Origin of the sequence: Pedobacter kyungheensis (assembly GCF_000812965.1) — a bacterium.
Taxonomy (GTDB): domain Bacteria; phylum Bacteroidota; class Bacteroidia; order Sphingobacteriales; family Sphingobacteriaceae; genus Pedobacter; species Pedobacter kyungheensis.
In genome coordinates, this window is the sequence record NZ_JSYN01000053.1 from 1 (window position 1) to 13,100 (window position 13,100).

9 protein-coding genes and 1 tRNA gene are annotated in these 13,100 nt (G+C 40.1%); 3 read left to right on the plus strand and 7 right to left on the minus strand.

Annotation, left to right across the window (positions count from 1 at the left end):
* Positions 1-142 (plus strand): IS3 family transposase (locus OC25_RS28590; protein ID WP_156131345.1); only part of this gene is annotated, 142 nt, incomplete at its 5' end.
* 79 nt (positions 143-221) lie between these two features.
* Here OC25_RS28590 and OC25_RS26250 read toward each other — a convergent pair.
* Both OC25_RS26250 and tsaD read right to left on the minus strand, forming a co-directional pair.
* Positions 222-419, minus strand: a complete 198-nt coding sequence (locus OC25_RS26250) for a hypothetical protein (RefSeq protein ID WP_039483395.1) — start codon at positions 417-419, stop codon at positions 222-224.
* A gap of 478 nt (positions 420-897) precedes the next feature.
* Positions 898-1,899 carry a tRNA (adenosine(37)-N6)-threonylcarbamoyltransferase complex transferase subunit TsaD gene (gene tsaD / locus OC25_RS26255; protein ID WP_039483398.1) on the minus strand — a complete coding sequence of 334 codons (1,002 nt, stop codon included), beginning with the start codon at positions 1,897-1,899 and terminating at the stop codon, positions 898-900.
* 74 nt (positions 1,900-1,973) lie between these two features.
* Between tsaD and OC25_RS26260 the strand changes: the two genes are divergently transcribed.
* Positions 1,974-6,407 carry a translocation/assembly module TamB domain-containing protein gene (locus OC25_RS26260; RefSeq protein WP_039483401.1) on the plus strand — a complete coding sequence of 1,478 codons (4,434 nt, stop codon included), beginning with the start codon at positions 1,974-1,976 and terminating at the stop codon, positions 6,405-6,407.
* A gap of 316 nt (positions 6,408-6,723) precedes the next feature.
* On the opposite strand, the gene OC25_RS26265 is transcribed toward OC25_RS26260, so the two are convergent.
* From OC25_RS26265 to OC25_RS26275, 3 genes are all read right to left on the minus strand, one after another.
* Positions 6,724-7,935, minus strand: a complete 1,212-nt coding sequence (locus OC25_RS26265; protein WP_039483404.1) for a bifunctional 3,4-dihydroxy-2-butanone-4-phosphate synthase/GTP cyclohydrolase II — start codon at positions 7,933-7,935, stop codon at positions 6,724-6,726.
* Positions 7,936-8,074: 139 nt separating this feature from the next.
* Positions 8,075-9,499, minus strand: a complete 1,425-nt coding sequence (locus OC25_RS26270; protein WP_039483408.1) for an LptF/LptG family permease — start codon at positions 9,497-9,499, stop codon at positions 8,075-8,077.
* A gap of 30 nt (positions 9,500-9,529) precedes the next feature.
* The gene (locus OC25_RS26275; protein ID WP_039483412.1) at positions 9,530-9,910 is read right to left on the minus strand and encodes an START-like domain-containing protein; all 381 of its coding nucleotides are present in this window, start codon (positions 9,908-9,910) and stop codon (positions 9,530-9,532) included.
* A gap of 746 nt (positions 9,911-10,656) precedes the next feature.
* Here OC25_RS26275 and OC25_RS26280 point away from each other — a divergent pair.
* A tRNA-Met gene (locus OC25_RS26280) sits at positions 10,657-10,730 on the plus strand.
* On the opposite strand, the gene OC25_RS28595 is transcribed toward OC25_RS26280, so the two are convergent.
* Both OC25_RS28595 and OC25_RS26285 read right to left on the minus strand, forming a co-directional pair.
* Positions 10,690-12,303, minus strand: coding sequence for a recombinase family protein (locus OC25_RS28595; protein ID WP_425339082.1), 1,614 nt, complete (start codon positions 12,301-12,303; stop codon positions 10,690-10,692). The genes OC25_RS26280 and OC25_RS28595 overlap by 41 nt on opposite strands.
* Before the next feature lie 51 nt (positions 12,304-12,354).
* On the minus strand, positions 12,355-12,564 hold the full coding sequence (locus OC25_RS26285) for a hypothetical protein (RefSeq protein WP_156131592.1): 210 nt from the start codon (positions 12,562-12,564) through the stop codon (positions 12,355-12,357).
* Positions 12,565-13,100: the final 536 nt, after the last annotated feature.

Genomic DNA, 13,100 nt, shown 5'->3' on the forward strand with positions numbered 1-13,100 from the left:
AAATGAATTTAAATCGGTATCACAATTACATTCTGAAATTAGAAAGTATATTAAATATTATAATAGGGACCGAATAAGGATTAATTTAAATGGAATGAGTCCGGTGGAATACCGAACTCATTACTTTAAAAACATTGCGTAACTTCGTCCAACTTTTTGGGGTCAGTCTATTTGGAAGGGCTTTTTGCATTTAAGCAAACGCCTATTAGCATATACCTTGTTTAATTCTGACTAAAAATAGCATTGAAATCCTTGGTTACATAAACAATAACCAGCAATGCGGCAATAACCAAAACACCAAGTATAATTACCCCCCAACTCCCCTTAAGTTTATCTTTATCTTTCCTGATTAACCAGTATAAAAGGCCAATTAAAGGTATGGCACAAACAATCCAAAATATTAATGATGCTCCAGTCATATATAAAATTCAATGTTCAACAATCAAAATTCAATTATCAAACGGTTATAATTTAATTTTTCTATGTTTATTTCAACACAAAGGCTCAAAGATACAAAGTCAATTCGCAGTTTACAGTTGGCAGTCATCAATAATCAAAGTTTGCAATAAGCCCTCCGACTCCGCTACCATTGACAGACACCTAAGAATGTCGTCATTGCGACTGGAGCCTATCGGTTTTCACCGATGGCGCAATGGAGAAATCTATCTAGACAGATTTCTCGGCTACGTTACCCCCGATAGCTATCGGGGCCGCTCGAAATGACGACCCCGGAAGAGGCTGTCACTCATATTGATTTTTATACAATAAATTACTCCTCAGGGTGACAATTGGTTCTGAATTGGCAGTTTACAGTTAACCAATTCAAACAATTCACCAGTTAACCTTATGCAATTGGCATTTACCAATGAACAAATGACTAATAAACCAATTCCCTCATTAAAATTCCATCCTGGCCATCGGCGATACTTCCTGCCCTACAAAATCTTTCGCCAGAAATTTATGGTAACCTGCAATGGCAATCATGCCTGCATTATCGGTACAATACTGAAATGCTGGTACATATACTTTCCAACCCAGTTCATCTGCAGTTTGCTGTAAACCATTACGCAAGCCTGAGTTTGCCGAAACACCTCCAGCAATAGCAATTTCTTTAATGCCATATTGTTTTGCCGCTTTTTTTAGCTTATTTAACAAAATCTGTACAATGCTATGCTGCACCGATGCGCAAATATCATCTAAATGCTCAGCTATAAAGTTAGGGTTTTCTTTCTCCTGCTTCCTGATAAAGTAAAGGATAGACGTTTTAAAACCACTAAAACTAAAATTCAGCTCAGGTATTTGCGGTTCGGCAAATTTAAAGGCCAGTGGATTACCCAGCTTAGCATGTTTGTCAATTAAAGGACCACCAGGGTAAGGCAAAGCCAGTAGTTTAGCCGTTTTATCAAAAGCCTCTCCGGCAGCATCATCCAGCGTTTCGCCTACAATTTCCATATCAAAATAATCCCTTACCAGTACAATCTGCGTATGACCGCCTGATACGGTTAGACATAAGAAAGGAAAAGCCGGTTTCGGATCATCGATAAAATGCGCCAATATGTGCGCATGCATGTGATTAACAGAAATTAAAGGTATATTTAAGGCTAGTGCAAACGATTTTGCAAAAGAAACACCAACCAAAAGTGACCCCAAAAGACCAGGCCCCCGTGTAAAAGCCACGGCAGTAATGTCCTGTTTTGTAACTTTGGCATCAATTAAAGCCTGCTGTACGGCAGGCACAATATTTTGCTGATGTACCCGCGAAGCTAATTCAGGGATTACACCACCATAATTTTGATGAATTGTTTGGTTTGCAATAACATTGGCAGTAATTTTGCCGTTGTTACAAATAGCAACTGAAGTATCATCGCAAGAGGACTCGATAGCAAGTATAACAGACAAATTATTAATATTTAAGTCGCAAAATTATTAAAAAACTATTTAAAATACTCCTTTGGGTAATTGCATCAATAATTTTGCTGCTTGCGCTGCTCATTTTTTCGCTACAATTTAAGCCTGTTCAAACTTTTTTTGCTCAGAAAGCGGCCGCATACCTATCAAAAGAGCTTAAAACCACCATTGCCATCAAGAGTCTTTACATCAAGCCTTTTAAATCGATTGTTTTAGAAGATTTATTGGTGCTCGACCTGCAAAAAGACACATTACTGAGTACGCCCCAATTCATGGTTGATATTAATCAGCTGTCTATTGACAAGCGCATTATCGATATCAACACGGTTCAGATCAACAATGGCCGCTTTTTCCTAAAGGATTTCAAAGATAAGTCTTCTAACCTCGATTTCATCATCAACTACTTCGATTCTGGTAAGCCTACTGTAAAGAAAAAGAAAACTAAGCCCTACGATGTAAAACTGGGGCGCATTATCTTAAACAAATTTGCTTTCAGGTATAAGAATTTCGCTGCCAAAGATACTACCTTGGGCAAAAGTGTAAATTTCGAAAACGTAGATGTTAAAGAACTTAGCGGTATTTTTGAAGGGCTCGACACCAAAAACCATTTGGTTAAAACCAATATCAAAAACCTGACGCTGAAAGAAAGAAGTGGTTTTTACCTTAAAAACCTCACGGCACAAACCACTATTGATAGCAATGCAATTGAGCTGAAAAACCTCTTGCTCGAAACCAACCAGAGCCGGTTGACCAATTACTACCAGATGCGGTTTAAAACCTACCGGGATTTTAACCACTACGTAGATAATGTGCGCATGAAGGCTAACTTTAAAGATAGCCACATTACTTCAAGAGATGTAGCTTTCTTTGCGCCTGAACTCAGCACAATGAAACTCGACCTTGATGTTGACGGGCAGATTACGGGACTTGTAAATAACCTTCGCGCCAAAAAGCTTTCGATAAAAACCGGAAAGGCAACCTACATTAAAGGCGACTTTATATTAAAGGGCTTACCCAAGTGGAGAGAAACCTTTATGGACCTTAACATCGAGATGGCAGGTACCAATAAGGCCGATCTGGATGAAGTACTGGCGGGCATTACCAACAGCAAAAAGCAAATTGTGCCGACCGTTGTCAATAAGTTTGGTAACATTAACTTTAACGGAAGCTTTACCGGTTTTCAGAACGATTTTATTGCATACGGCGAGTTTAAAACAAAGCTTGGCCGCCTGGTTTCGGATGTAAACATGAAGATCGATAAGAACGATGTGCCAACCTACACCGGAAATGTAAAAAGCTACGATTTTAACCTGGGTAATCTGGTTGACGAAAAAAGTCTGGGCCGCATCAGCTCTTCGCTCTATGTAAAAGGTCGCGGTACAGAACTAAAAAACCTGACGGAAAAAATAAACGGCGATGTAGATTATATCGACTTTAACAATTACCGCTACCACAATGTTAAGATCGACGGAACCTTTGATAAAAAATATTTCGATGGTAAATTGAGCATCAACGATCGTAACGTAAAACTGGTTTTCGATGGTGGTGTTAACCTGAATCCGAAATTACCGGTATTTAATTTCAATGCCACCATTTCTAAAGCGCGTTTAAAAGCCCTTAAATTGCTAAAAGATTCGTTGATGGTGGATGCGCGGTTTAAAACCAATTTTTCGGGCACCAACCTCAACAACATTTCCGGCAAATTATTAATTGAAGAGGTTAGATTACAAAACCCCAAAGGTATTTACAGTGTAGATTCGGTGCAGCTAACCGCCAACGGTACCGGCGCTAACCGTGTGCTCGATATCCGTTCAGACATCCTGGATGCGGGCATACAGGGCGAGTACGACTTAAACTCAATTGTTTCTTATTACAAGGCCATTGCCAAAACCTATATCCCATCGCTAAGAGCAGATATTTTTAAATACAAGAACCAGATTTTCAAGTTTAAACTGGCGATTAAAAAGTTCGAGCCGATTGCGCAGATTTTTATGCCGGGACTTGAACTGGAAGAAGGCGCTACGTTTAACGGCGATTTCGACTCGCGCAACAATACGGCAGTGCTGAACGGTTTTGTTAAAAAACTGAAATATAATGGTATAGTGGTTAACAATATTATTGTCGATGAAAATACCACTCCACAGCAACTGCAACTCATTGTTACTTCAGACCGGGTGCAGCTTAACGATAGTTTATACATTAAAGATGTAAACGTTTCGAACATCCTGCGCAACGACAGTCTGGCTTTCAACGTTAAAATGTCGAACGCGGACGAAGACAACCAGCTCGATTTAAACGGTCTGGTAGAGTTTACCAAAAACCAGGATACTACTGCGCGCCTGAGTGTGCTACCTTCTATTTTAAAAATTAACAACGAAGAATGGCGCATACAGGAGAAAGTACGCATTGTGCTCAACAATGGTAAAACCGAGATTACCAATTTCGACCTCACCAACGGCGCGCAACAATTAACCATTGATGGATTGATTTCGGAAGACCCAAAAGACCTGATTACGGTAGGTTTTAAAGATTTTAACCTCAAAACACTTAACCCTTTTACCAAGGGCGCAGGTATTAAGCTGGGTGGTAACGCTAACGGGAAAACCAATTTATATGGCATACTTAAGGCCCCACGCGTAAACGACGACCTGAAAATAGATTCGCTTAAATTTAACGACATCTATATTGGTACACTTACCGATACTTCATCGTACAACAACGCCAGTGGTAAAATTGATGTATTTACCCGCATCGAAGCAGAAAATTCAGAAACGTTTAAACTGACCGGGAACCTCGACCTGAAAGAGAAGGAAATAGATCTGGCCATAAAAATGGATGAAAGTAAACTCACCATTTTAGAACCTTTTGTAAAACAACTAGTATCTAATTTAAAAGGAAATATTTCTGCCGATTTAACGGTTAAGGGCAAATTTGACAAACCACAAATTAATGGTACTGTAGCTTTAGATAAGGGGCAACTGATGGTCAATTACCTTAAAACCACCTATGTAATTACCGATGAAGTGAAGGTAACCAACAGCGTAATTGATTTAGGAGAAGAATTTAAACTGACCGATTTAGAAGGGCACGAAGCCACAGCAGATGGTACGGTAGACCTGAACGACATTAACTACCCTACTTTGGATGTAAGGGTAAATGCCAACAGTTTAATGGCTTTAAATACTACTGCCAAAGATAATTCAGTTTATTATGGCCGTGCTTATGGTACGGGAGTATTTAAATTTACCGGGCCTACCAATAAGATGAAAATCGACATTAAGGCTAAGACTGAGAAAGGAACAGTTTTCAATTTACCTTTAAACAGCTCGGAAACCATATCAGATAAAGATTTTATCAATTTTGTAAGCCGCGATTCGACAGTAGCCGTTAAAAAGACCACCAATTTCGATGGTTTAACACTAACCTTTAAACTAACCATCGATCCGAATACTACAGCCAATATTTACACTACGCTGGGTAATTTGAGCGGTAAGGGTAATGCCGAGCTGAACCTGAATATTAACAGCTTTGGCGATTTCGAGATGTCGGGCGATTATATTATCGAAACCGGAAGTTTTGATTTTACCGCGCAAGAGGTGATTAACAAGAAATTTGAGATCAGACAGGGCGGTACCATCCGGTGGACAGGTAATCCTACCGCAGCACAAATTAACCTGAAAGCGGTTTATGCGCTTAGGGCGAGTTTAAACGATTTGTATAAAGCGGCCAACCGCGATGCCAGCAGCAATGCCAACCAAAGGGTAAATACGGAGGTTGAAATGGGCTTAACCGGGCTTTTATTAAAACCTGAGATTAAACTCGATATCAATTTTCCGGCACAGCCTTCTATTAAAGAGGAACTGCAAACTTATTTCAGTGATCAGAACAACCTGAACTTACAGGCTTTCAGTTTAATTATCAGAAGAAGTTTTGCACCTGGAAACGGTGGACAATCGATTGGTAACCAGTTGAGCTCAACGGCTACCAGTACCGCAACTGAGCTGGTGTTTAACCAGTTTAACAATGTACTTTCTTCTTTAAACCTGAACTTTGTCGATTTGAACGTGCGTTCGTTAAGTGAAGCCAATGCCTCGTTTAAGTTCTTTAACGACCGCTTAATTATCAACGCTGGTATTGTTGACCGTAATAGTGTAAACGATTTTACCATTATCGATTTTGGCAAGGACAACGTAGGTAGAGAGGTTGAGGCGGTATTCCTGATCAGAAAAGATGGAAGCTTAACCATTAAAGCAGCCAATAAACCACCTACGCAACAAAGTATCTTCTTAAACAGTGGTATTAGTCCAACGGCCAACGTAACGTCGTTTGGATTGGTGTACACACAGCAGTTTGATACGTTTAAAGAGTTTATACAGAAAATTTCGGGTTCTTATCGCCGCAACCTGAAAAGGAAGCAGACCGAAGCACCTGTTAAAACCAATAAATCGCTGAATAAAGATGTGATTATTAACCAGACAAAGGGGAACCAGAGGAGGTAGCTAATGGTCGATAGTCCATGGTCAATAGTCGATAGTTCAGAGTCAATAGCGGAGTAATCTGTCATGCTGAACGCAGTGAAGCATCTCTTTTTTTAGATGTTATTATAACACATTGCGGCTTGCGCACGTTTCTAACGCGTGCAGCAATAGCCATACGATTGTATCGTATAAAAAGCGTTATAAACGCTATACTAATTTACACACTCGTTAAGAAACGAGCGTGAGCATATCACAAAAAAGGCCGGCATCACCTGCCAGCCTTTATATTATTCTGTACTCAGCTATTATTCAAAAGAAAACAGCTAAAGCAGGTTAATTATCCTTTCATAATGGAGTGACCCATTTTGTCCCTTTTGGTTGTTAAATAACGCTCATTGTGTACATTACTGGCAATCTCAATCGGAATATTTTCTACTACTTCCAAACCGTAGCCAATTAAACCAGCCCTTTTGGTTGGGTTATTACTCATCAAACGCATTTTTCTAACGCCTTCCGATCTTAAAATCTGGGCGCCTACACCATAATCGCGTTCATCGCCTTTAAAACCAAGCTTAATATTTGCTTCAACGGTATCAAACCCGGCATCCTGCAAGTTATAAGAACGCAGTTTATTAATCAGCCCAATGCCTCTACCCTCCTGGTTCATGTAAACCACAATACCTTTGCCTTCTTTTTCAATCATTTCCAAAGCTTTGTGCAATTGCGGCCCGCAATCGCAACGGCAAGAACCGAAAATATCGCCGGTTACACAAGAGCTGTGTACACGGGCTAAAATAGGCTCGTCAGCACTCCACTCGCCTTTTGAGATGGCTAAGTGGGTCGCATTATTATCCAGCTGGGTATAAGCCGTCATTTTGAAATCGCCCCAGGCAGTAGGCAAAGCAATGCTTACTTCCTGTTTAATCAGGCTATCTAAATTTAAGCGGTAAGCAATCAGATCTTCAATTGAAATAATTTTTAACTGGTGTTGCTCGGCAATTTTAAATAAATCGGGAAGGCGTGCCATTTCGCCATCTTCTTTTAAAATTTCGACCAATAAACCTGCAGGCTTCATGCCTGCCAAGCGGGCTAAATCTACCGCAGCTTCGGTATGGCCTGCCCTGCGGATTACGCCACCATCTTTGGCAATTAAAGGAAAAATATGTCCCGGTCTGCCCAGCTCTGCCGGATCGGTTTTCGGATCGACCAAAGCCAGCATGGTTTTAGAGCGGTCGCTGGCCGAAATACCCGTAGTACATCCATGACCAACCAAGTCAACCGAAACGGTAAAATTGGTTTCGTAAGCGGCTGTATTTTTACCCACCATTAAATCGAGGTTAAGCTCCTTACAACGCTCTTCGGTTAAAGGGGCGCAGATTAAACCACGACCATAAGTAGCCATAAAATTGATCACTTCAGGTGTTGCATTTTCGGCAGCAGTTAAGAAATCACCTTCATTCTCTCTATTCTCATCGTCGACAACAATAATCACTTTACCAGCTTTTATATCTGCGACAGCTTCTTCTATTGTGTTTAATTTTGTTTGCATTTTATATAGCATTATGGGAGAAAACGCAGCTAACTAGCTTTAAACAAGTTTTTAACTAACGGCGTTAACTTGTACAAATGTACAACCTTATTAAGCAATATTTGGATTAAAATATCATTTGTAAGTAAAGGAAATGAGGTTACTTTTCCTTCTTTTTAAACACTTTAAGCAGCATTTGTTTGTAATAATTTACATCAAAAAGTGCCGAATCAACCGTGGCTTTATAGGTTAAAAATGCAGCCAGTGGCGACAGCACAATCATGGCCATCCACATCCCCAATATCGGGTTCAGGTTACCCTCCCTGGCCGATTTTTCGGCAACAGTGGTAATGATATGGTACACCAGGAAGAACGAAATAGCCACTACTACTGGTAAGCCCATCCCTCCTTTTCTGATAATGGCACCCAGTGGCGCACCGATAAAGAACAGCAGGATACACGATGCTGCCAGGGTAAACTTACGCTGGTACTCTACGGTAGTAAAAATAATTTCGCCGGTTAAATCGGTTTGCCGTGGCGCCCAGTTGGGCACATGCTGCATGATATTGGCAACCACGTTGGTGGCATTATCCAGGGCTTGCTTGCGCGATCCATTGGGGATACTTTTCAATATCACATCATCAATTTTGGCTGGTGCAGCCTTGATCCTGGTATAACCCTGGGTTACGTTAAACTGTTTGAAGTTACCCTTTAAATTCTCGATGGTACGCATCTGGATCGTATCGAGCTGCTTGGTAAGCGAATCGCGCTTGCGCACAATACCTTTCAGGTTTAACATAGGCGTACTGTTACCAAAAGCATTGGGGTCGGTTTTATTGCCATCAAACGACGACATATCGAAACGCGGAGCAGTTTCTTTAAACCTGCGGCGCGAGAAAACCTGTCGCGGGTTATACATACCACTGTTGCTGGCCTGCTCTTCGTACTGAACACCGTTTTTAAGGTTCAGCACCAGAAACTTACCATCGGCCGTTTTTTCCATCTTACCTTCTTTGGCCAGAATTACCTTCGGAATACCATTATTTTCTTTATGATCGTAAATCATAATGTTGTGCAGGGTACCATCTTCTTCTTTCGAATCGACACGGATGGCATAACCGGGTATGGCATTGTTAAACACACCTGGTTTTATGAGGAAAGAAAGTTTTTTATTGCGGATATCGTACAGCAGCGAGCCGAATTTTAAATTGGCTTTGGGCAACATGTAGTTGGAAAAAAGAAACGACGATACCATCAGGATTAAAATCACCACAAAAAGTGGTCGCATGGCTTTCTGTAAAGAAATACCTGCCGATTTAATGGCTACCAGCTCGTAGTTTTCGCCCAGCGAACCGAAAGTCATGATAGAAGAAAGCAGCACCGAAAGAGGCAGCGCCATCGAAACGTTTGCCGCCGAGGCATAATACATCAGCTCCAGGATGGTGTACCATTCGAAGCCTTTGCCAATGAGATCATCAATCCATTTAAACAGAAAAAACATTAGCAAGATGAACATCATCACAAAAAAAGTTGCAATGAATGGTCTTACGAATGCTTTTATTAATAGAAGATGTAGTTTTTTCACCCTACAAAGGTAAACAATGCGTAGCGAATATTATGCACCCAAAACACTTATCAGGTAATCGATCTGGTTATCCCAGATTAATTTCTTCTCGGCCATGAGTTCTTCTGTGGTAAAATCGGTAATGGCAAGGGCTACATCATTGGTGAGTTCATCCTGCACAATTTCCATCTCAAAATAATACTGCGGATCGTCGTCAAGCCATTTAAACTTTACCAGCTTATTTTCCTTAACGGTAACCATTTTCGCCTTCTGCTGCTCATCATCCCAGGTAAAAGTATATATCTGATCGCGGAAAACCACGTCGTCGGCAAACCATTGCGACAAGCCATTGGGCTCGCTTATAAAACTGTATAATATTCTTGGTGACGATCTAACTTCGTACTCCAGAGTAAATTTTTTCTTTTCTGCCATGTTAGTACACTACCAGAATAATTCCGGATTATTTTAAATGTTATTTTTCTAAAGAAAGGTATTTTATTCTATATCTGCAACTCTTATCATTTTTTTGCTGAACTACCGTATTTAACGGATTTAGTAGTTGATTTTTTAGTTGGATAAGGTTAACTGGTTAATTGTTTGAATCGATTAACTGTCGTCATCCAAACTCCCAACTCAAAACTCCAAACTTGTTCATTGGTCATTCGTTCATTGGTAAAGCAAATTGTCACAAGGTTAACTGGTTAATTGTTTGAATCGGTTAACTGTCGCCATCCAAACTCACAACTCCAAACTTGTTCATTGCTAACTGCAAATTGCCAACTGCCAACTGCATCAGGTTAACTGTCTCCCTCCAAGCTCCCAACTGCAAACTCCAAACGGCCTGTCACTCTGAGCGGAGTCGAAGGACTTACATTAACCAATTGGTAAACCAACGCCAAACGCTTACCGCCTGGCGCTGGGGTTTAATCTGCTTAAAGTATACCGCTACAGCCTAATGTGCTTAAATATGCCCGGCCATAATGCATTTAACCAGAATAATTGTCATTTTAGGCCACCAATTCACCTTTTACAGGCTCGCTATTCATTTAAATTTGCTGTGCGATAGCGCTTTAAATGTTTTTTCACTTTTCCTTTTAATAGAATGATAATTTATTCTATATTTGCAGCTCTTAAAAATAACCACTTCTATATTTACGTTATTTAGTAAGTATAAGCCCGGCGGGGTAGCTCAGATGGTTAGAGCGCAGGATTCATAACCCTGAGGTCGGCAGTTCGATCCTGCTCCCCGCTACCGAATCGGCGAAAGAGGCATAATTCAGATTTAATTCTGGTATGCCTCTTTCCTTTTTAAGGATAATTTGCTGAAAATGAGCGATATACAAAAACACTAAATTTATTTCAGTGGTTCGAACTTTATCATTTTTCTTATCATAACTCATACCACTAGGGAACAGTAGTGCCTGTAGTTGTTGCTTGGTATGATAGTCCCCAGAAAGCCAGTTTAAAGGTAGCTGAGTGGCATATTCTATAGCCAACCTAACGCATTTTAAAAGGTTCGAACTTTTATTTGACAGGATGAGCAAATTCCGCTCAATTTCCCTTTTTTCGTCCGAATATTTCTCATGGTACTTTGTGTAAAGTTCCTGACTTAGATCTTCTTCAATATATCTTTCCTCTAAACGCTCCACCTTCTTCTTCACTTCTCTGTGGCTGTTCTCCAACTCCAAAAGATCTGCTTGCTTATTTTGAGTCAACTGGTTAAATGTTGCAGCAACCTGCTCAACCAATAGTTCTATATATTCCTTGGCAATGTCAATTTTAAAGAAATCAAGTATGTCTGCAAATCTGGAATTAAGAGAATCAGCATTTTTGTTGTTACAGCAAGCTTTGGTTTTGCATTTATAATAATGTATATTCTTTTTGCGTGCGAGATAGCCACTCAACGGCTTCCCGCATTCGGCACATACCATAAAGCGCTTCAAAGGAATGTGAACATTTTCTTCATTAAGTGAAAAACCATGGGGAATCTTATCTAGCATACCGTTAACCTTTAAGAAAAGTTCCCTGCTAATCAATTTCTCGTGATTGCCCACAACCACTTGTCCCTCCAACATATTGTGCACCATCAAGCCACAATAGAATGGATTTCTGAAGATTTCTGAGATACGCTGATGAATCAATTTGAGTCCTTTAGCCGCCAATCTATCGCGAATTATCTCATTTGACACATTTTCATAAGCTTTCCATTCAAAGGCCTGACGAATGAGCCTTCCCTTCGCATTTATAACAATCTGCCTTTTGTTCTTCGATCTGTCGATCTCGAATCCCAATGGGGGATTAGTCGGCCAATCACCACGCAGCAACATCTCTTTTATACCAGCACTGCATTTTTGCTTTCTCAATTGATTGTCAAACTCCCCGAACAGAAACAATAATTTCTGTTGCATCTGACCTGAAGCGCTAGACGTATCAATAGGCTGTGTCACTGATATTATTTCGATACCTAAGCGCCTCAATTCTCCGCTAAGCCAGATTGAGTTGTCATTTCTTGAAAACCTCTCCAGACTATACACTAAGATAGAAGATATTTTTCCTTTAAATTTTTTCACGAAAGAAAGCATGGCTGTAAATTGCTTTCTCTCATCGTTCTCAGCGCTTTCGTAGGTACCCCCAAACTGAGCGGCGATATTAAAACCGAACTTTTCTGCATATAGCATACAGGCCTTCAATTGGGTTCCAAGGCTTAAATTGTCGGCCTGCTCCTTACTGCTAACCCTTGTGTAGATAACGCATTCCAAGCTTTTGGAAACTTTTTTATCTTGCTTCCCTTTTGCAAATGAGTCGAAAAATAAGATGTCTGACATAAATAATACTGCTATGATTATACTATAAGATACTAATAATCAATTGTTCTATCAAATTTTTTCCTCCTTTTTTTCACTTGCATTAAAAATAATTATTGACATTTTTTTTATGGTAAGAACTACGTCCTTAGCCTGCTCCTCGGTGAAATGTGAGAACATTTGTTTTGAGAGCACCTCTTCTATAGTTAGATCATGCTGGCGCACGATAGTTTCTACATTTAATTCAAACTCCATATCCATGACGTTTATTTTGAGTGACATTTTTTTTAAGGGCATTTTGAGGGATATAGGGTCGGCTAAACATAATTAACTAAGCTTGTTATAAAATTGTCTACTAGAGACAATCCAGCTATATTATTATACAATCTAGGTGCATTTAAACAGCAGAACGCAACGCACCCTTTGTTATTTATCTATTCAGATCTGAATAATCTATTTCCAAAGATTGTATAAAACCATCGCGGATCACCTCAAACCCTGCTACCCGATCAGTATTGTAAATGACGACTGTTTTTGGTGGCCAAAGTTTCGGGTCGTTTATCTTATCCCAGTCTATGCCTATGCCTGACGGATAATATTCCCAGTTTTCCCATGCTCTCTCTTTGATTAGAAGCCCATCGTAGCCCAGTGTGTATTTCGGTGAAAGTGACCCCTCTGTTTCGGGCCAAACTGGCCACCAATTTGATTACCGGATGATGCACATCTAAGTTCCTTTCCCTCTGAACAAATATACACTTCGGATCCAAATCCATTTTCCTCAGGACTTTTCGGTTTAATCCATCTTACTGCCGGATTTA

Coding starts and splice junctions, on each gene's coding strand:
- OC25_RS26250 (WP_039483395.1), bottom strand. CDS start 419: ATGACTGGAGCATCATTAATATTTTGGATTGTTTGTGCCATACCTTTA.
- OC25_RS26265 (WP_039483404.1), bottom strand. CDS start 7,935: ATGCAAACAAAATTAAACACAATAGAAGAAGCTGTCGCAGATATAAAA.
- OC25_RS26275 (WP_039483412.1), bottom strand. CDS start 9,910: ATGGCAGAAAAGAAAAAATTTACTCTGGAGTACGAAGTTAGATCGTCA.
- OC25_RS28595 (WP_425339082.1), bottom strand. CDS start 12,303: ATGTCAGACATCTTATTTTTCGACTCATTTGCAAAAGGGAAGCAAGAT.
- OC25_RS26285 (WP_156131592.1), bottom strand. CDS start 12,564: ATGTCACTCAAAATAAACGTCATGGATATGGAGTTTGAATTAAATGTA.